The organism is Enhydrobacter sp. (assembly GCA_025808875.1).
Taxonomy (GTDB): domain Bacteria; phylum Pseudomonadota; class Alphaproteobacteria; order Reyranellales; family Reyranellaceae; genus Reyranella.
In genome coordinates, this window is the sequence record CP075528.1 from 3,416,498 (window position 1) to 3,435,714 (window position 19,217).

The 19,217-nt window shown below is 68.1% G+C and carries 18 protein-coding genes and 1 CRISPR repeat array; of the genes, 4 read left to right on the plus strand and 14 right to left on the minus strand.

The features are described 5' to 3' along the window. Positions 1–5 precede the first annotated feature (5 nt). Positions 6–539, minus strand: coding sequence for a hypothetical protein (locus KIT25_16960; GenBank protein ID UYN93731.1), 534 nt, complete (start codon positions 537–539; stop codon positions 6–8). Then, the gene (locus tag KIT25_16965) at positions 539–880 is read right to left on the minus strand and encodes a hypothetical protein (protein UYN93732.1); all 342 of its coding nucleotides are present in this window, start codon (positions 878–880) and stop codon (positions 539–541) included. Before KIT25_16965 ends, KIT25_16960 begins: the two co-directional genes overlap by 1 nt. A 225-nt stretch (positions 881–1,105) precedes the next feature. Between KIT25_16965 and KIT25_16970 the strand changes: the two genes are divergently transcribed. Next, positions 1,106–1,276 (plus strand): hypothetical protein, encoded by a 171-nt coding sequence (locus KIT25_16970; protein ID UYN93733.1) that lies wholly within the window; start codon positions 1,106–1,108, stop codon positions 1,274–1,276. Between the two features lie 105 nt (positions 1,277–1,381). After that, a complete protein-coding gene (locus KIT25_16975) occupies positions 1,382–2,248 on the plus strand; it encodes a DUF1887 family protein (GenBank protein ID UYN93734.1) in 867 nt (288 codons plus the stop codon). Here the strand turns inward: KIT25_16975 and KIT25_16980 are convergent. The 12 genes from KIT25_16980 to KIT25_17035 form a co-directional block, all read right to left on the minus strand. Beyond that, positions 2,239–3,900, minus strand: a complete 1,662-nt coding sequence (locus KIT25_16980) for a TIGR02584 family CRISPR-associated protein (GenBank protein UYN93735.1) — start codon at positions 3,898–3,900, stop codon at positions 2,239–2,241. The genes KIT25_16975 and KIT25_16980 overlap by 10 nt on opposite strands. A 20-nt stretch (positions 3,901–3,920) precedes the next feature. Beyond that, positions 3,921–4,874, minus strand: a complete 954-nt coding sequence (locus KIT25_16985) for a hypothetical protein (GenBank protein ID UYN93736.1) — start codon at positions 4,872–4,874, stop codon at positions 3,921–3,923. A 6-nt stretch (positions 4,875–4,880) separates the two neighbouring features. Next, a complete protein-coding gene (cmr6, locus tag KIT25_16990) occupies positions 4,881–5,678 on the minus strand; it encodes a type III-B CRISPR module RAMP protein Cmr6 (GenBank protein ID UYN93737.1) in 798 nt (265 codons plus the stop codon). Further along, positions 5,675–6,094: a type III-B CRISPR module-associated protein Cmr5 gene (cmr5, locus tag KIT25_16995; GenBank protein UYN93738.1), complete on the minus strand. Its 420-nt coding sequence runs from the start codon at positions 6,092–6,094 to the stop codon at positions 5,675–5,677. Before cmr5 ends, cmr6 begins: the two co-directional genes overlap by 4 nt. A 2-nt stretch (positions 6,095–6,096) precedes the next feature. Next, positions 6,097–6,948 carry a type III-B CRISPR module RAMP protein Cmr4 gene (gene cmr4, locus KIT25_17000; GenBank protein ID UYN93739.1) on the minus strand — a complete coding sequence of 284 codons (852 nt, stop codon included), beginning with the start codon at positions 6,946–6,948 and terminating at the stop codon, positions 6,097–6,099. Positions 6,949–6,971: 23 nt separating this feature from the next. Continuing rightward, the gene (locus KIT25_17005) at positions 6,972–8,150 is read right to left on the minus strand and encodes a hypothetical protein (protein UYN93740.1); all 1,179 of its coding nucleotides are present in this window, start codon (positions 8,148–8,150) and stop codon (positions 6,972–6,974) included. Further along, on the minus strand, positions 8,147–10,120 hold the full coding sequence (gene cas10 / locus KIT25_17010; GenBank protein ID UYN93741.1) for a type III-B CRISPR-associated protein Cas10/Cmr2: 1,974 nt from the start codon (positions 10,118–10,120) through the stop codon (positions 8,147–8,149). The genes KIT25_17005 and cas10 overlap by 4 nt, the downstream gene beginning before the upstream one ends. Then, positions 10,117–11,382: a hypothetical protein gene (locus KIT25_17015; protein ID UYN93742.1), complete on the minus strand. Its 1,266-nt coding sequence runs from the start codon at positions 11,380–11,382 to the stop codon at positions 10,117–10,119. The genes cas10 and KIT25_17015 overlap by 4 nt, the downstream gene beginning before the upstream one ends. Before the next feature lie 199 nt (positions 11,383–11,581). Then, the gene (gene cas2, locus KIT25_17020) at positions 11,582–11,869 is read right to left on the minus strand and encodes a CRISPR-associated endonuclease Cas2 (GenBank protein ID UYN93743.1); all 288 of its coding nucleotides are present in this window, start codon (positions 11,867–11,869) and stop codon (positions 11,582–11,584) included. After that, entirely contained in the window at positions 11,869–13,839 is a 1,971-nt protein-coding gene (cas1, locus tag KIT25_17025; GenBank protein UYN93744.1) for a CRISPR-associated endonuclease Cas1, read from the minus strand. Before cas1 ends, cas2 begins: the two co-directional genes overlap by 1 nt. Before the next feature lie 216 nt (positions 13,840–14,055). Further along, positions 14,056–14,986: direct repeats of the CRISPR family, unit length 36 nt; unit sequence GGCGCGCGCCGCTCACCGGTCAGACCGGATCAAAAG. 262 nt (positions 14,987–15,248) lie between these two features. Then, positions 15,249–16,610: a putative CRISPR-associated protein gene (locus KIT25_17030; protein ID UYN93745.1), complete on the minus strand. Its 1,362-nt coding sequence runs from the start codon at positions 16,608–16,610 to the stop codon at positions 15,249–15,251. Between the two features lie 277 nt (positions 16,611–16,887). Then, on the minus strand, positions 16,888–17,832 hold the full coding sequence (locus tag KIT25_17035) for a hypothetical protein (protein UYN93746.1): 945 nt from the start codon (positions 17,830–17,832) through the stop codon (positions 16,888–16,890). Between the two features lie 100 nt (positions 17,833–17,932). On the opposite strand from KIT25_17035, the gene KIT25_17040 reads away from it, so the two are divergent. Together KIT25_17040 and KIT25_17045 are read left to right on the plus strand one after the other, a co-directional pair. Continuing rightward, the gene (locus KIT25_17040) at positions 17,933–18,190 is read left to right on the plus strand and encodes a hypothetical protein (protein UYN93747.1); all 258 of its coding nucleotides are present in this window, start codon (positions 17,933–17,935) and stop codon (positions 18,188–18,190) included. 11 nt (positions 18,191–18,201) lie between these two features. Then, on the plus strand, positions 18,202–19,122 hold the full coding sequence (locus tag KIT25_17045) for a ThiF family adenylyltransferase (GenBank protein ID UYN93748.1): 921 nt from the start codon (positions 18,202–18,204) through the stop codon (positions 19,120–19,122). Positions 19,123–19,217: the final 95 nt, after the last annotated feature.

The window sequence follows — 19,217 nt, forward strand, 5'->3', positions numbered from 1 at the left end:
CCTCCTCAGAAGCGTTCGCCGGTGGCGATGTAGCGTTCGGTCAGCAGCGCCCAGCGCGCCGCCACGAACACCGCCTGCTCGGCGCCGCGGATGGCGCCGTCCCAGCAGATGAAGTGGCGCCCGGCCTCGTCGACGTAGCGGTGCGTCTCGTGCCCGCCCTCGTCGCGGCCGCGATAGCTGGGCTGCTGGTCGATGTAGATGCGCCAGCCGGTCGCCGCCTCGCGCTGCAAGGTGAAGCGGAACGGCGTGCCGGCCGGTGTCGTGTATTCCAGCGGATGGCGGCTGCCTCGGCCGTAAGTCGCAGCGACCGCCCGCGCGAACCGCATCAGCCGGCTCTGGAAAGCCGGCGCATCCGTACGCGCGAAGGCCGCCGCGGCGCCCGGCCCCGCCGGCGCGGCCGTCGCGCCGGCGCTGGCGCGGGGCGGCACCGGCGTATCCCGCTGCACGTATCGCCGCACCGCCTGGCTCGCCACCAGCAGAACGACGAGGAAGAGCAGGAACGACATCAGGTCGGTGTCGAAGGCGGGCAGCCGCGGCATCAGACCGGTCGCAGCGCCGGGGTCGCGGCCGCGAGGCAGGGACCATCGCGGCCGAGCCAGCCCTCGCCTCCGGCGACTACGATGCCGCCGGCGTCGCCGGGTTCGACCTGGCCGTCACCGCCTTTGCCCCCGGCGCGGAAGGTGCCGACCGGGATCTCGTCGCGGTCGGCGTCGGGCGGCGACGCGGTGGGCACGCGCGCCGGAAGCGGGTGGCGCGGCTCGGGCGACAGGATCTCCGCCTTCACCTCGCGCGCCTTGTCCTCCTCGCGGCCCCAGCCGCCGAAGATGGGCTTGCGGGCATGGAAGGTGCCCGCGGGGATGGTGGTGGAAATGGTATTCATGTGGCTCTCCTCGTGCAAAACCCGGAATTGGGTCTGGCGCTTCTAGAGGAGCCGGCCACGGGTGGTGCGAACCGCAAGATTGCAATCGCCCCCTCGCGGCGGCCACTTTCGCGCGAAGATGGCGAGGATTTAGGTCTGCACCGCGACGCGCTGGGGTGCCGTCGAGCTGCCGTCAATTTGGTGCCGGCTCTCGCCATGGGTTGAGACACGATCGACCGCTTCCACGTGCTGGTCGGAAAGTGGGGAGGTCGGTTCCAGCTTCTGGACCGCGACCACGCCGACTTTCCGCTCGAAACCATGAAAAGCGCATGGCGGATCGAGGTCGAGCGTCGCGGTGGCAGTGGCGAGGCGGAACCCTTATCGGCAACCGGCAACCTCGGCGACACCACCGTCTAGCGCGACGGTGTCGGGCAGATTCCGGCCGACGCTGAAGCTCAATCCGAAGTCGTCTTCAACTACGTCGGCGGGCCGAGCGAGATCAAAATCGGGTTCTGGCACGGCTTGGCGGATCTGGCCGGCACTCGTTCCGATCTTTCGGTGCGCGCCGTAGGCTACGACGGCAGCGAGTTGCGCTGGTATGACACGCTGCAGGCGCCGCCGCGGACCGAGGCCGTCGACAACCTCATTTCGATCGACGGCTGGCTGGCCCTGCATGGCTACGTCGAGCCGAACTCGCGGCGAGACCAACGGCTGGCACGCCAGAAAGCGGTGCGTGCTCGCGCGGCGCTGATCGACGAACTCGGCCGCCTTTGCTTCGCTTCAGCCGAAACCTGGCGGGTCAGAGCCATGCTGCAGCTCAGCCTGCCGACGCCTTCGCGGATCGAAGACACTGCGAGTCGCCTCGGAGTCGCCAAGGCACGCCTCGTCGATTTCCTCGACGAGTGGGACAGTATCATCGCGAAGTCCGGACAATCCCGCCGGAAGATGATGGCTTGGGTCCATCAGAGCTTCTTCGAGGAATGGATCTGGCTTCGCCTGCGCGCGAAGTCGCTTTATCCCGACGAAGTCGCACTCGGTCTTCAGCCGGCTCATGTGCAAAGGCTCGACGGTAGCAAGGACATGGACTGCGATATCGATGTTATGCACGTCAACCAGCTTCACGTCATCGAAGCGAAGGCTGCCAACCCGGACGAAAAGTGGCGCGACTGGATCGAGCGACTCTATCGTATCAAGAGCGCACTCATCGGCAACTATGGACAGGCGACGCTGATCAGCGCGCAGCCGCTCAACGAGCGGGGCGATTCGCGCCGCCAAGCCGGCCTGCTGCGCGTCGGACTTGTGTCGGGGATGACAGAAACCATTGCCGGTCTCGAAAGGATCGCGCTGGGGCTCCCGTTGGCTTCGTCGGACCCGGCCAGTCAGGCCTGAAGCTTATACTCCTTGAATGCGATCCGGCCCGGCCCCCGGAACTCAGGCTGCAAGCCGATCATGAATGGCGTCTTGCTGCGCACCAGCTTCAGTTTGTTGCGCAACTGGGCGTCGCGGACTTCTCTTGCGAGGGTTCGGTCTGCGCGCGCGCGCGCCTGCGCCAGATCTCCCTGAATGGCTTCTACTGTTCCGAGCACGAAGGGGACTCTATCGTTCCGTTCGTGACTGCTTCGAAGGTGCCTGAGCCCGGGAAGGGCAGCTTTGGCGTTCGCCACATCCTCGAGAAACACCGCGAGCAACGCCCGTGCGTTCGACTCCCGGCTTTCTGCCTGGGCGAAGGCGGCCTCGGCGTTTCTGACGGCCTTTCGCTTCTGGTCTACCCGACCTTCCAGCCGTTCCTTTTCAGCTCCAGTAGCTCCGGTTTTTCCGTGAATGGCTTCCTGCAACGCCGTCTTGGCGACCTGCAGCGCAAGGCTCTTTTCCTTCATGCGGCTGCTCAACTCTGCGATCTGCTCTCCCATCTTCAACTTGACGGCGTCGGCACCACCGATGAGCCCCTCCGCTGCGGACAGACTTTGCTCCGTCTGCCTCACCTCCTGCCACAACGCGCCGTCCTCAGGTTTCCATTTGTTGAGCATGAACCAAAGCCGGCCCCGCGGCAGTCGCTCTTCCTCACCCTCACCGTTCGCGTCCAACGCTTCGAGAATGTTGAACAAGCGCGCCGCCGCCCACCTTGAGCCGGCCACGAAGTCGTCCATCGTCAGCAGGCCCGGTTCCGGCCCGGCCAGAACAGCGCCTGCCGGAAGGCGGCCAGCTGCCACCTCCGCGCACAGTTTGTACACCGCGTAGTAATGAACGCTGCGAAAAGGTACCGAGAGACGGTCATTCAGGCGGATGGTGAGGGCTTGGTCGTCGAATAGCAGCGAAACCCCCGCCTCCGCCGCGTTGACCTCGGCGATCATCCGCCCGATGTCTAGCGGCCGCTTCAGGTCCAGCCACGCGGTATTTTTCAGGTGTGGCCGGAACTGGGGGAACGGCACGGCGCCTAGTGTAATGCTGGCTCTTTCCGTGCCGATCTCGTCGCCGTACTTGGGACGCAGGGCGGCTGCAGTCACCTGCACCTTCATCGGCTTGCTGGGCTTGAAGTAAAAATCGGCGCAGCCCTCGAACGGCTCGTTGACCAGCACGTGCATCAGCCGGTCGTGTGGCCAGCCGAACAGCGACATCGCGCAGCCCAGCCAGAAGCTCATGGTCTTGCGGCCGCCGGCGAGCGAGGCGAAGACACGTCGGTCGTCGTGGGCGGTGTGCTGGCGCACCAGTTCGCCGATCAGGTTGGCCATGCGCGCGGCGTCCGCCTCGCTGGCGATATCGGCGAGCGGCTCGCCCTTGTCGGTCTTGATCACGTGCACATGCTCTGGACGCAGCAGCAAAGCATCGATCTTCGCCGTCTTGCCATCGCCCGGATAGTCAGCCGCGAGGCGCGCGAACGGGCCACCGTCGCCGCCCAGGCGCGAAAGCACCTGATCCTTGCCGATCGACGTCGTGACGATGTGCAATTCATCGACCGCGGTATCCTCATCGGCCAGCGCCTGCAGCGTCTCGGTGATCACCGCAGGCGACGTGCCGGCGACGCAGATCAGGATCGTGCGCATCGCCATGTCCTCCTAGCTAGCTATGCCGCCATCGGCTCGATCCGGAAGCGACCATAGCCCTGGGTCGCGCGGCCGCCGTGCACCGCTTCGCCGATCAGCAGCAGCGGCCACAGGCGCCGCCAGTCGCCGCCGATCCGCAGGGCGCCAGACAGCACGGGAATCGCGTAGCCGCCCGCCGGCGCAGTCTCGCTGTGCCGGAAATGCGCCGGGCCTTGCAGCAGCCGCGCACCGTCGAGCTGCACGCGGCCGAGCCGATCCGCCAGCCAGGGCTCGGCGTCGCTCACTCCGAGCCCCAGCCAGCGCGCCATGCCGATCACCCGCTCGAACATGCCGCGCAGCAGCGCCACGCCGTCGACGCCGCCGCCATTGCCGCTGCGCGGCGCGGGCGGCGTGAGGTAGCGCAGCGCTACCGCCTCGCCCTCCGGCGCCGGCCGCGCCAGGGCCTCGCAGCGCACGAACTCGCGATGGTCGACATCGACTGCCGCAACGGCGCCCTCGGCGCCGGCCGCCAGACCGCCGCGCAGACCGCGCACCAGCGCATCCGCCACCTCCGCGGCGCAGGCCTCCGCGGCGATCCCGAATAGCGTCAGCGTCACCACGAGGTGACGGCCGCCGACGTCGGCAGCCAGGCTGTACGGCGGCGGCGCGCCGGCCTTGAGGCCGGCCAGCGGCCGCTGCCGGAAAAGGAGATCGAGCGCACAGGGCGGAGTCCAGGTGCAGGGGAGGCGCTGTCGCGCCGCCGACGATGCTCCTTCGAGCAGTGCCTGACCGAGCGCGCCGCGCACCCGATTGAGCAGCACGACGCCGTCCGGCAATCCTTCCGGGCGCGGCCCCGCGACCTTGATCTCGACCTGCCGCCACGCCGCCGGCAGCCGGTCGAACGGCAGGCGACGCGGCGGATCGGCGAGCCAGGCGAGCAGTTCGGTCTGGCTGTCTGCGGCGGCCGGTGAAAGTGTCAAAGCACGGTCGGCCATGCCCGGCTATCTGATCGGTTCGACGATTTCGAACAGGCCTCGATCGACCGCCGTGCCGGCGCCCGCGCCGAGCGTGGAGAGGGCCTCCTTGAGCCATTCGCAGGCCAGAGCCGCAAGACGCTTGCCCTCGTCGTTGCGCTTCAGCGGCACGACGGCAAACTGAAACAGGGAACCTTTGGCAACGGCGAGCCATTGCAGCGGCCTGGGATCGTACCAGTCGGCCGGCCGCTGGCCCTCCTGGTAGTATTCGCCGAGATGCGGCGTCGTGCCGTCGATGCAAAGCTCGGGCGCCGTCGAGGGCAGCGCCGGCAGGAATGCCACCGCCCCGGCTCTCTCCTCGCCACCGAGCAGCGGCACCGGATCCTGTTCCAGCCAGCGCTTCGCCCACTCGCGCACGATCCCCTTCTGGCCCGCGCCGCGCAGCACCGGCACGCCAAGCGTGTAGTGCCAGTCGAAACCGTTCTCCACCGGATGGGCGCGCCCCAGTCCGCTGGCAAACTTGGTGGCCGTGCACGCCTCGAACCATTGGCCGCCGAGGTTGCCGGCCAGTTCGCGCTGGCGGATGGCATGTTCGCTCAACTGGTCGGCGAGATGGGTCGACCGCGAGGTCTGCACAGCCTGTTTCACCCATTCGAGGCGCGCCGTCTTTTCGGCATCGCTCCTGGGCGCATTGAAATCGAGCAGCCGCGAGAAGGCGGGCCAGCGGTGATAGTACTTATCGTACCATAACCCCAGATTGCCCTGTCCCGGTGTCGCCCAGAGGGACTCCGGCCGGAACTGCGGCAGAGGTGCGTTCGGGGTCATCGGCCTGCCTCACCGGCTGGCGCCGGCCCTGTCGCCCGGCCGGACAGAAACACTTCGGCCAGACGCTTCAGCACCGCGAGGTAGGCGTCGGCCTCGGCGGTCGCGTGCCGATACTGCGCATTGCTGCCACCGATCACGGCCGCGAGCAGCTGCGGCGGGGCGGCGACCGCCCCCTTGTAGCTGCGTTGCATCAGCCAGTGTTCGAGGTGGTGGTAGAGTCTGGCGAAGCCGTCCGTGGGCCTCGAACTGCGGTTGAGCAGCGTCGCCAACGCCTGGCCGAGACCGATGGCGCGTATCTCTGCCGGCAGCGCCCGCACCGCGCTGAGATACTCGCGTGCGGCCGCAGCCGGCAGCTTCTCGATATCGGCCACGCGCGTGCGGGCGTGTTTGGCACGCTCGATGAAATCGCTCTGCATGGTCACCCCACCTGCCAGATGTTGATGCGGCAGACGCCTTCGCCGGTGGTTTCGTTGCCGCCAATCTGCAGGAACTTCCGCTTGCCGAGCTCACGGGCATACGAGTCGAGGTCGGCATCGCGGCCGGCGCGCGGCGTGTTGATCGCGTAGAGCAGCGTGTCGGACGGCAGGTACTCCTCGTACCAGAGGTTCCTGCTCTCCTTGGTGTCGGGATCGAGATGGTTGTGCGGCTGTACCGGCAGGCCGTACTGGCAGAACCACGCGAAGTCGTCGTCGTTCATGATCGCGATCTGCTGTCCCAGCCGCGCGCCGACCTTGTCGTAGGGCGCATCGTTGGGCAGCAGCTTCCCCACCGCATCCACTACCTCCTTGCCGTTTGCCAGCGGCTTCGCGGCAAACTGGAACTCCTCGATGTGCACCGTGCCCCCGGCGCCGCCGGCGACCTGCAATTCATTCTGGGAAGGGCGCGGAATGGTCTTGAAGAGCGCCGCGCCCCCGGCCCGATGAACGTCGCGATCGAAACGCTCGAGCAGCGTCGGGGTCGTCACCCATTTGTAGGTGCTCTCCGAGCACCGCATCGGCAGCAGCAGCAGGCGGATGTCGCCGAATGCCACGCTGCCCGACTGGCTGCCCTGGCCCTGCTCGATCCGGCCGAACAGAGGCACCAGCTGATGATCGGGCTTGCCCTCCGTCAACTCGCTGCGCACCGCGCCCTTGTGCGACGTCGCTGGCACGACCGGAAAGCCGGTGCCGCCCTCGCGCTGCACCGGCTGGTCGATGGTCCCGAGCCCCTGTCCGGCGCCGGGATGCAAATCGGTCTCGGCGAAAAACCCAACGATGATCGCTTTTGCCATCGGACCCCCTTGCCTGCTTTTCCTCAGCTCCACGTGCCGATCAGCACGCGGCCCATGCCCCACTCGCGGCACGCGCCGATCGCCGTGCCGTGCGCCGCCAGCACTTTCTGTCCGTCGGCGGCCGGCGCCTCGAGAAACCACGTCGCACCGGCCGGCAGCGTCGCCCGGCTGACGCGCGGGCCCACTTCGCCGCCGCCGCCCGTCCAGCCCGACACCGACGTGCCGCGGTCGACGCAGGCGGTGCAGATCTCCCCCGGCAGGCCGGCGAGATTCTGTCCTGCCTGCGGCCAGGGCGCCTCCAGTTCAGCCGGACTGGCCAGCGTCACCGTATAGCGAAGGCGGCCGCGAGCGGCGTCGCGTGCAAGATTGCGCGGCGCCGAAACTTTGCTGCGTGGCGGATCGCGCATCTCGATCCAGGCCATGCGGCCTTCGCCGCCGAACGGGATGGACTTCGGCAGGCCGGTCTTCACCGCCGCCGGCACGGCCGGAGTCGTCACGGCGATGGCAAATCCCCCTTGCGGCCGCACGTACGACACCCTGTACAGCATGCCGGTCGCCGCGCTGCCGGCCGCGCTGTCGCGCGCGATGCCAGTGCGCGCCTCGCTGGCCGTCACGTCCTTCAGGGCCACGATGCTGTTGCGCGTGACCTCGGGAGCTTCGCCCCTCAGGAACCGCTCGATCCCAGCTACCGTCAGCCAGTACTTGCCGGCGAGCGGCTTGAAATCGCGATGCTTGCGGTCGAGCTCGGGCAGCCGCATGGGGCCGAGGTCGGTCCGGCGCGCCGTCGCGCCGGGCGCGAGCCGCGCCAGGGTTGGACCGAGCGACTCCTCGTTCGCGGGTGCGCTTCCCTTCCACAGCCGTTCGCCGCTGGCGGTTTCGCCGAGCAGCGGATGGGGGGCGGCGAACAGCGGCTCGATTGCTTTGTCGACCAGCCGCACCAGCGTCACCTCGCTGCCTGCGAGCTTGCCGAGCTTGTCCCCGGTGCCGACCGCGTCGACGATCTTCGCCTCGCGTTTCCAGTCGGAGCGGCCGTCCCAGCCGAGCGCGCGCGCGATCGCCGCCCGCACCGCGCCGATCGCGGTCTGCGGCATCGGCGGGAACAGGCTGGGCACCGGCATCTGGCCTGGATCGGCGGCATCGAACGGCCGGCTGTCGCGGAAGAACCAGCTGTCCCACGGCTGCAGGAGAAAGGTGACGCTCATGGGCGCACCATCGTCTCGCCGAGGAAGCGCGCCACGAGGAGGCCGCCCTCATCGAGGCCGGGCACGCGCGCCTCATCGGCATCGTCGTATGCCCGGGCGGTGGCCGGCCGCGCCAGCATCTGCAAGGCGGCGATATCGGCATCCTTGCCGACGGGCGTGCGCGACTTCCCGAGCTCGTGCGCGAATATCCGGCCGATGTCGGCATTGGTGAAGCCGATCTCCGCAAACTTCCCGGCGGCCGGCGCGAGGTAGCGGGCCCGCAGCAGATAGGGGAAGCGGCCGGATGTGTCGCTGCTGGCCGCCTGTGCCGCCAGCACCTCCGGTGGCCGGGCGCCCGGCAGCCGCCACTTGCCTACCCACGTCGCCGCGAGCCCGCTCGGCCTCTGCACGCCGATCGCGAGACTGGCTCGGCCGTTGGCTTCCTTCGCCGTGCCGTCGAGCAGCTTGTGGGCGAGCGCCAGCACATCGCGGAACGGTTCGTGATGGTCGGCGAACACGATGGCCGCCGAAATGTCGGGCACCCCGCCTCCCGGCGCCTGCACGCCCCGCGCCCGGAAGGCGTCGCGATAGGCATCTGCCAGCGCCGAGGCGGTACCGATCGCCGCCTCGACGGCGAGCAAGGCGAGAACGTCGTCGCCTCCAGCATAGATCGCCACGCCGTCGGTGGCGGCTGGATGGCCCTCCTCGAGGCCGAAGTGCCTGGTCACCGCGCGCGTGAAGTCAGCCAGCGCACGCGACACATCGGCATCGCGTTCGCCGTCGAGCAGAGGGCCGACTCGGTCGCCGTCCATCAGCAGCAACGCATAGTAAGAGGGTGGCTCCTTGGCCAGCGGTCCGCCGCCGGCCCTGGTGCTGCGTCCTGCCGCTTCGCCGATCGCTCGATGCAGGCCGCGCAGCGTTGCCCGCTGTTCGCGGTCGGCGTCAACCTCGAGCGGATCGCCGCCGCGGTCTAGCAGCGGCAACGTCCGCGGGTTCATCAGATCGTCGAGCCGCAGGAAGCTCGAATCGAGGGCCGCGAAACTGTGACCGCCGCCGGCGAATGCGGCCGCGGCCGCGGCGACGCAGCGGACTCGCGAGTTCTGTTCGCCGAAGTGGCGGTTGCTCAGGTTGCCATCGATCTTCGCCGCGAGCGCGTCGCAAGCGTCCACCGCCTCTTTCCGACGTGCCGCCGCCGCGAGCCAGCGGGCCGCCGCGACATGGCCCGTCGACGGCCAGTTCACGGTCATCATGGGATCGCCACCCGGTACCCAGCGGATGGCGCGCTCGAGCCGGGCGCGCTCCAGCCGCGGAAACAGGCGCTTGATCAGCGCCAGCGCACACAGCCGCTCGCCGTCGCGCAGGTCGAGCCGGTCGCCGCGGCGCAGCGCGTCCCAGAAGCCGTTGTTCTCGGCCCGTTTGCCGATCCGGCTCCAGCCGGACAGCTCCTGCCAGTCGCCCATCAGGGTGCAGTGCTCGCCGCCCTGGTCCGGCGGCCGATGGCTGCGCCAGTTCTTGCGCGCCTCCAGCCAGCCGCCCTCGCTGCCGTCGGCCGGGCCCAGCACCCAGTTGATCTCCCAGAACTGCTGGACCTGCGCGTGCCACACATCGGCGGTGCCATTGCCGAGAACCTCGACCGGCTTCACGAACTGCTCGTACACTTCCTGCGCGACGCGCAGCCACGCCGCACGCACCGCAGCCACCACAGCGTCGGGATCGAAGCCATTGTCCGGCCCGACTGCCTTGAATTGGTTGGGCAGCGTGGCCAGCAGCGGCTCGCCGTCGTTCTTCTCGATCGCCGAGATCAGCGCGTCGCCGGCGACGTCGGGGAATGCGATGTCCCAGCCCGCCTTAGCCCGCACCGCCGCCATGGCGTGGCCGGCGAGCCACGACAGCAGGAACGACCCCGCCCACAGATCTCGCGTGCGCCTCGCCTGGGCGATGAAGGCCTGCACCGGTCCGAGCGAGAAGCGGAAGACCTGCCGCTCGTTCATGGCCACACCTGCTGCCGGTCGGGGAAGTAGAACTGTTGGGGAACGAGCTTCGTGCCGGACACGCCGACCGTGCCGTCGACGAAGCCGGTGAGCACCTCCCATGCACGCATGTCCTCGAAGCTCGGCGCCAGGGTGCGCCGCAGAATAGCGATTGGATTCTTCGGGTCGCCCGTCTTCACCTCCACGTCCAGGCCGTCGCCCGGCGCCAGCTTGGCTGGCAGCATCGCCGCCACCGCAAGATGACCGCCATTGGCCAGGTGCTGGATGTGCAGCAGCAGCGGACTGCCGCGACGCTCGCGTCCAGCCGGCTTCACGAACCTCACGTCGCAGCGGTTGTGGCCGAGGGGCATGCCGAATGCGATGCGGTCTGGATGGCTCGGAGCGCCTGCCGCGTGCGGGTTCTTCGCCCAATCGTGATCGGCGACGAAGTTCTTCTCCGGGACCTCGCCGCTGACGGTGAGGCGCGTCTTGCCCATCTTCACCCCGAAGCTGCGATAGCGCACCATTTGCCGGCCGACTTCGTCCATCAGCGACAGCGCGCTGCCGCCCCGGCTCGCCAGCACCCAGATCCGGCTGCGCTCCGATAGCGCGGGAAAACCGGGCAGCGCGGTAAAATCCGCCACCTCAGGGTAGCGGGCTCGCACCGCCGCGAGCCGGCGGCGATAGTCGTCCCCGTCGGTGCACGGCCCGATGGCGAGCGCTGGCGCATCGCGCAAGCCGAGACTATCGAGGGACAGGCTGCCGAAGGCGCGCGACTTGCGAGCGCCGATACCGCCCACCAGGCCCAGCAGCTCGAGTGCATCGGCGATCTGCTGGCCCTCGGCGGTCCAAGCCACGCCATCGTGCAGCGCTTTGCCCGGGGCCACGACATCGAGCTGAAGCCTCATCGGTGCGCTTGCGGTCCAGAAGCACCGGCGCCCCTTCAATCCTTGGCCGGCCAAATAGCCGAGTCCAGGTTGGGTCTTGTCGATCACCGTCTCTGCAGCGACAGCCTTCGGCTCCTCCGTTGCCCAGCGCAGCCGCCATTTGAAGCGGCTCGCTCCATATTTGCGCCCCCTCTGAACCGCCGCGCCAAACAGACGGCCCTCGGCTTCAGCCAGCCTGCCGACATCGGCGCCCAACCGCGCGTGATTCAACGCGCGCCACCAAAAGCGTGCCGCGCCCTTGAGGCCGCGCAGGTTGAGCTCGGCTTGGCCTTCGCCCGCGGGCGCACCGAGAAATACAGGCGTCGTGACCCGGTAACGGACGAGCAGAGTCTGCATTCAGCGCCCCTTCCCCACGCGGCCCCCACGCCGCGTCACCGTGCACTCGCATAAGCTTGGCGCGCCATGGTTGCATTGTCCAGCCATGCCGTTCGCGCCCATTGGCCGACGCCCGGTATTATGACGGGCCCCGGCCGGTGCCCGTCGCCCTGCAAGGTTGCACCCACAATCTCTCCAGGAGGCGGGCAGAACCGTATGCTCACATTACCCAGAAGTCGTCGCCGCCCGCCATCGGGACGGCGCCCCAGGCGCGGGACGCGGCGAGGCCGGCGCGACCGACGGTGTAGAAGCGCAGTGAATCACAAGGGCCCAGCAACTTCGCTAGCGTCTCTCCGACGCGGTGTGCCTTGGTGGTCTGCATGCGCGCCTCGAACACGCTCTCCTGCACCCGCACGGCAACCTTCTCCAGACGCTTGGCGAGCCGGCGGCGCGCCTTGTTGGACGACACGTCGTAGCAGATCACGATCAGCTGGTCGGTGGCGGGCATCAGTAGTCCATGCGGTAGGGCCGGTACGGCTCGCCGCCTTCGAGATGGGCGCGCCACGCTGCGACCTGCTCCTCCATCAGCCGGCGCCAGCGCATCGACCGGCCGGACCGCGGGCTCTTGACCGTGCGCGCGAGCCAGCGCTGCCACGCTGACACCAGCCGCGCGTAACCCTCAGGGACCAGCCGCGCCTGGCGGTCGATGCCGGTGACGAGCTGCTCGGACACCACCGTGCCGTTGCCGATTGCGATGCGCACGAACGCCTCGATCAGCGGCGCCCGAAATTCTTCGACCAGGTCGGAGAGCAGTCCCGGATGGCCATCGCGCGCCGTGTGCAGCGCGCCCAGCCCGGGATGCAGGCCATGCCGGCCGGCCAGCGCCGCGAGGTCGCGGTGCAGCAACGTCGACACCAGCGACAGCAGGCCGTTCGCCGGATCGGTCGCGGGCCGACGACGGCGGGTGTCGAACTCCCAGCCCGCCTTCAGGGTCGAGCCCCAGGCCGGCCAGTAGAGCGCCGCGGCGGCGCCTTCGAAGCCCATCAACTCGCTAACGTCGAACGCCGTCTCGAGTCGCCGCGCCATATGGTCGATGCGGGCGGCTGCGTCCGCCAGCGCAGGATCGTTGCGGGTGCGGTTGATCCGCTTTAGCAACGTAGCCTGGTTGCGCAGCCGGCCCTCGACGACGCGCCGCGCGAGGTCGAGCCGCAGATCGGGATCGAGTGCATGCCGCGCCTGCTCGAGATGCAGACCGGCGTGATCGTGCGCCGGCGCGGCCAGGCGCCCGAGCGTCGAACCGTCAGCCGCCACGAAGGCCACCTCGGCGCCGTCGCGCACCGCGAGCCGCAGCGCGTCGGCGTCCGCCTCGGTGCCGGGCCACAGTTCGATGCGCTGAAGATGCTGCGGCGGGAAGGCGAGCTTCTCCACCCCCTCCTCGGTCACGGTCAGCGACCTGTTGCGCAAGGTTAGGCGCCGTCCAGGCCGCACCAGATGCAGCACGCGCAGGCCCGGACTGTGCGGCGTCGCGCCGTCGTCGGCATCGTCGGTGCCAGCCGGTACAGCAGCCGGCCGCACCGGCGAGGCGCCCGGTTTCGCCGTCTTCGCCGGGTCGTCGAACACCAGGCACCGCACGAACATCTTGCCGAGGAAGGTAAAGGCGGTGTCGAGCCCGACGATCCGCGTCTTGTCGGCGTGAAGCGACAGGCCGCGCTCGTCGAGCAGCCGGCCGATCTTCTCGAGCGCCGCCTCGGCCGACGGCTTGCTGCGGCAGAGCAGAACGAAATCGTCGGCGAAGCGGACCAAGCGGAAATTTGACGCCATCGCCTTGTCGACGTCGGTGAGATAGAGGTTGGCGAGAAGCGGCGAGATCGGCGCCCCCTGCGGCAGGCCGCGCCGGTTGTCGGAGAAGCTTTCGAGCCAGAGCCGCAGCACGTCGCGCGCCAGTCCGTCGGGGATCGACTGGCCAAAGCGCTGGATCAGCCGGTCGTGCGGCACCGAATCGAAGTAGTGCAGGATGTCGCAGTCGACCACCCAGCCGTAGCCGCGACGGCGCCAGTAGGCGACGCGCGCGACCGCCTGCTTGACCGAGCGGCCGGCGCGATAGGCGAAGCTCGCGTCGTCCATCTCGGGCTCGAGCAGCGGCGCCAGCACGATCGAGGCCGCCGTCTGCACGACGCGGTCGGCGATGCAGGGAATCGCGAGCGTCCGCACGCCGCCGCGCGGCTTGGGAATGTCGACCCGGCGTAGCGGACCCGGCACATAGTGGCCCGAGCGGAGGTCGCGATGCAGGCTGATCAGGCGGTCGCCGACATTGGCCGTATATGTTGCGATGGTGACGCCGTCAGCGCCGGGGCCGCCGGCATTGCGCCGCACGCGTTCCCAGCCCTGGTAAAGCAGCGGCAAGCTGCTGAAGGTTTCGAAAGCTTCGGCGCCGTCAGGTGACGCCGGCTCACGGTGGCGGGGTGCGCGTTCGACCATAACGCCAACATGCACGACAACGCCCCGGGCAGTGTCCGCCGCAAGATTGCGCGGACGAGGACCGTGGAACCGGGATCAAGCGCTTGAGATCGCGGCGCAATCACGCGATAATTTCTTACCGCTCCGCTCAGACGGCGTCAGATTCGAGCGAATTTCCAGAGGGCCGTGGAAACGACCCGAAATTCGGTCGCTGGATCAAGCCGTTAGAGGAGTGGAGGCGCGCGCCGCTCACCGGTCAGACCGGATCAAAAGAGATGTGCGGGTGGTTCATGACTCACTCCTTGGGCGCGCGCCGCTCACCGGTCAGACCGGATCAAAAGCCTTCACAACGGCAAGTGCTGCCATGATGTTGGCGCGCGCCGCTCACCGGTCAGACCGGATCAAAAGGCGACGGCAAGTTCATTAAAACAAATTCTTACGGCGCGCGCCGCTCACCGGTCAGACCGGATCAAAAGTGCGAATGATCATGTCTTGGCCCTCCTTAGGGGCGCGCGCCGCTCACCGGTCAGACCGGATCAAAAGTTTGACGAACCGCTCAACGTGCGGATTCAATGGCGCGCGCCGCTCACCGGTCAGACCGGATCAAAAGACGAATAGCACTTCATCGCACTTCTCCTTATTCTTGCTCTTGAGGGCGCGCGCCGCTCACCGGTCAGACCGGATCAAAAGGGAAGTTTGGAACCATTCATCTTCATCTCCGGCGCGCGCCGCTCACCGGTCAGACCGGATCAAAAGAAAGCTTGGCCATCTTGAAGAGAACTCCCAAAGGGCGCGCGCCGCTCACCGGTCAGACCGGATCAAAAGTGACCTTCATCGCACCCTCCTTCGTTAATTGAGGGCGCGCGCCGCTCACCGGTCAGACCGGATCAAAAGCGAGAGACTTGGTCATGAGTCCTCCGATGTGGCGCGCGCCGCTCACCGGTCAGACCGGATCAAAAGAGTGCGAGCGCGACGGCCCCAAGTGCCGCCATTGTGGCGCGCGCCGCTCACCGGTCAGACCGGATCAAAAGATGATGCTGCTGATCACGGGCTGTCTCCGATTTTGGCGCGCGCCGCTCACCGGTCAGACCGGATCAAAAGGCGGCGGAGCCGCAGCGGTTGCAGTCGTTGTGGCGCGCGCCGCTCACCGGTCAGACCGGATCAAAAGATATGCACTTCAGTCGCTTCGCTAGTGGCGATCATTCCTTGGCGAAAGCAGGTCATAGAGGGCTTGGAGCACCAGCACCGCCACGATCGCTCCAACAATACTACCTCCGTAATCTGCCCATGAGTACGGCAATGCGGATCGAATGCCCTTGATTTCAAATAGCCGACAAGCGCCGATGCTGGCAGCGTACATCAGCGCGGCGCGGACTGAGGTTACCGTCGCAACCTGGCCATCACGACAGCGGCGCTCAGCGGACACCCGCTCATGCGGCGCCTTCCACCGGCTCCGCCAGCAGTGCCGCATCCGCCTCGGCCGCACCGGCGCCGAAGTGCGCCTCGAGCACGACGATCTCCCCGTGCAGCCGGCTTATGGTTTCGTTCAGGCGGTGGACGCGCTGCTGGCTGCGCTTCAGGGCGACATCCAACTGGCGAACTTCCTCCCGTCGCTTGTCCCGAGCGGCCTGCGCCGTTCCGACCGCCTCGGACAGCTTTCGGTTCTCCACCCTCGCCTCCTCTAGCTCGATCTTCAGCGAGCGCACCTCGTCCTGCAGCGCTGCCAGCTGCTCGGCTTGACCGTCGGCGTCGTTGCGCAGTTCGCTGAGCAGGCTGTCGGCCGTATCCTCGGCAAAATCCGTCTTCGCGGAGAACGCGGCGGAATCGTAGTCTGCCCGTCCGCCGCTCTTGTGCCGATCGTACTCGGCATGATCGGCAAACAGCTCGGCGACCATGACCTGCTCGCCCGCCACCCAGTAGAACATGGCAGGCCGCACGCCCGAATCGCGGTTCTCCCTCCAGAGCTTGAGATCGCCCACGGTGACGCAGCGTTGCTTCAGCTGCCGCTGCAGCGGACTGCGGACGCGCGACAGCATCCGCTCAAAGACCGGCCCTGAAGCTGCCGACGCGGCATCGAGCGCCCGCCGGGCCTGCGGCGACAGCAGCACGGCGGTATTCTGCCGCTTGCCCTCATGCCGGAAGTGCATATAGCGGCCGATGCCGGAGAGGCCGACCGACCCCCGGTCGAACTCGAACAGCGGTGTGAACTCGTCGGGACCGGCCCAGTATCCCCGCGGCATCAGGGACTTCCATTGCTCGAGCGGGATCGCGCCCTCGCGCGCAATCGCCAGCACCGCGGGCAGCGCCATCACCAAGCGCTCCCACGCCAGTTCGAGCGGCACCGGAGGCAGCGTGATCAACGTATCCGAGGCCTCATAGACATAGGAGACCGGCATGCGGCGAAACATGCCGAACAGCACGAGATAGGGAACGACACCCTTGAAGCCACCCGTGACGTTGAGCTGGACTTCCTCGGGCGCAAGATCGGCGGTCAGCGTCTCGAGCGTTCTGAACAAGCTGTCGATGCCCTTCTCGCGGAAAGTCTTGCCGTCGCGCACCTGCAGACCTTCGATCACGTGGACCCGCGCGCGGCAACCGATTTCGTCGCCAAGCAGGCATGCCAGCCGCTCGGCGCAGGCGATGCCGTCGGGAGTTTCGGTGGACAGCAGCGCCACCTCGTCGCCGTCCGATGCATTGGCGCGGCACAGGCCGTTGGTTTCGGCAGAGGCGGCGACGAGAAAGGGCTTGCCGGCGCCGACACGCGCCCGGTCGGCACGCAACTTCTCCTCCATGCGCATGAGGTAAGCCGCGGCATCCTCACCCACCCCCTGACCGCCTCGCGCGATCGACGTTCCGGTGGTGCATATAAACAGGCTCATGGCTGTCCCCTTTTCGCAACCAAGCCTGGAATCATGGCGGTATCCACACGTGGTGTCATCCCGAGTCGCTTGAGGTAACCCCCGCGCTTCAGACGCGCTTCAGCGAGGGACCTTGAACCGCGTCGTCAAGCGTCCATCGCTTCCGTCGTGGGGATGGCAACCAGTCCAGCCGCAGCGGGGACCAGCTGCGTTATTTGAGGCAAGCCATGACGACAGCCTCGACTTGGGCAAGGGGCAGCTCGGCTCTGCGACCCTGAGGAGAGCCGATGATGGTGGCGCTGCCTCCCCAGCCCGGTTCGCGTGCGGCGAGTTCGGCGGCGGCGGCGGCGAGGTCGGCGTGCGAGGCATCGTATTGGGCCACGCTGAGCTTACGGTGTGGCGGCTCCCCGAACGCCAGGCTTTCGGCGATAACCACGGGCGCCAGGCGGTAGCCGAGTTGCAGCGCCCCGACGCCGCCGCCTTGCAGAACAACCATGCGCCCGTCGGCCTTCACTTCGTATCGGTCTTCGCCCGCGCGGAGGCGGCGCAGAACCGTCCGGCGCCGCCGGTCAACCCATTCTCGATATTGCGGGGGCGCGTCACCCCCGAGCAGCCAGGCGGCGATGCCCCCCACACGACCGGACAGGGCCAGCACGCGATCCTGGGCGAGGGCCGCAAGTGCCGCGATCTCGCGGCAGCCGTCGAAGTCGTCGACGGCCGCCGGCAGCGGCCGCGGTCCTGGCCAAGGCCCGTGCGCGAAGCGGTCGGCCCGGGAGAGGCGGGCGACACGGGACGCCACCGTCGTGTCCACTGCACCACGGTGTGCGCGCAGCGCCAGAACGGCCATCGAGCCCAAGGCGTCGGGGTCGGGCCGGATGGTAACGAGGAAGCTACCGGACGGCGGCAGACGCCGCTCGAGACAAACATCGATGGCCGCGCGCCGGTCGGCTCCCCCGTCGTGTTGCGGATCGACATTGCCCAGGCCACAGCGCGCGGCCAGCGCCGGCACCGTGACCTCGATGCCGAGCGTGCGAGGCCCGAGCAGCGGCGCGTTGCACCGCTCGGCTGCCACCCGGACAGCGGCTGGCACAGCCGCGTCGTTGCGCGGATCGAGCAGGCTGTAGCGGTAGTGGGTATAGGGCTCCATCGGGGTCACGGCACGTTCCTCGAACGGTTTTAGCCGGCAGCCGCCGGCCGGCGGGGCCTGCAATCTTGCGCGGGCGGCGGGCCGGTACCGGCTGCGCGACATTGTCGGCATGAACCCCATCGGTCTCGGCTTCCTTCTTCCCCTCGAATGGCTCGCGCCCGCGCTCGCCCTGGCCGGGCTGGCCCTGATGGTCGGCACGCTCGCTCGGCTGCTGCTCGGCCGGCATGTCTGGAGCCTCGTGGTGGCACACGTCGTCAGCCAGGCCGTGATTTCCGCCAGTGGCTGGCTGCTGCGGCTCGCCGTCGTCCGCTGGGCCCTGCTCGCGGCAGCGGCGGCGTTCGCGCTGTGGCTGATTCCCCACATCTGACGGAGAGCCCCATGACCTCGATCGATCGCTTTCTCGCAGACCCCGCGTTCGCCCGCACCGGTCCCGCCAACGACCTGCCGCGGCTCGCGCGGGCGCGCGTCGTGGTGGCCGGCACCGGCGGTGTCGCGGGCGCCATCGCCAATCTCGAGCGCAGCGGCGTGGGCGAGTTCGTGCTGATCGATCCCGATCGCGTCGAGGCGCCCAATCTCGGTACGCAGGACTACGAGCGTGCCGATATCGGCCGCTTCAAGGTCGAGGCGCTGGGCCGCCGCCTGCTGCGCATCAACCCGCGCGTCGCCGTGCTGGCCCTCGCGCAGCCGCTGGAGAGTTGCACCGGCAATCGCATGCGCGAGCTGCTGCGCGCGCCGATGTCGTGCCTGCTGCGCAATCCCGAAGCCCGCCCCCGCGCACCGTCTGCGATGCTTTTGCTCGGCATGACCGATCACTTCCCGGCACAGGCGATGGTCAACCGCGTTGCTGTCCGCGAGAGCGTGCCGAGCCTCTGCGTGCAGATCTACCGGGAAGGCCGCGCTTTCGAGCTCACCTTCACCCATCCCGGGGTAACCGAGGCCTGTCACCGCTGCATCCTGCGGCGACGCTACGAGGCCTACGAGCAGGGCCATCGAAACGAGGTCGGCTCGGCCGGCTCGCCGCTCGCCACCACCAGCGCGGCCAACGCGCTTACCGAGCTGGTGGCGATGACGCTCCTGCACGGCCGCGAGGGCGCCACCAGATGGTCGCGGCTGCTCACGGCAATGGGCCGGCGCAACTTGGTGCAGATGCGTCTCGATCCCGACGTCGCAGAAACATTGGGTATCGGGGCATTCGATCGCACCTTTGCCGGTGCGGATCACAACCGTTTGCTGGTGTCAGAGCCGATTTGGTTGCCGCAAGCGCGAGATCCAAGGTGTCCAGTATGCTCCCTTCAATGATGACATTCGGTTGAAGCAGAATTCTCCTAGCCGGGTTGGTCCAAGGTTGGCGGCAAGTTCAAAGGCATCAACTGCCTGGACTTCTAGAGGTCTCG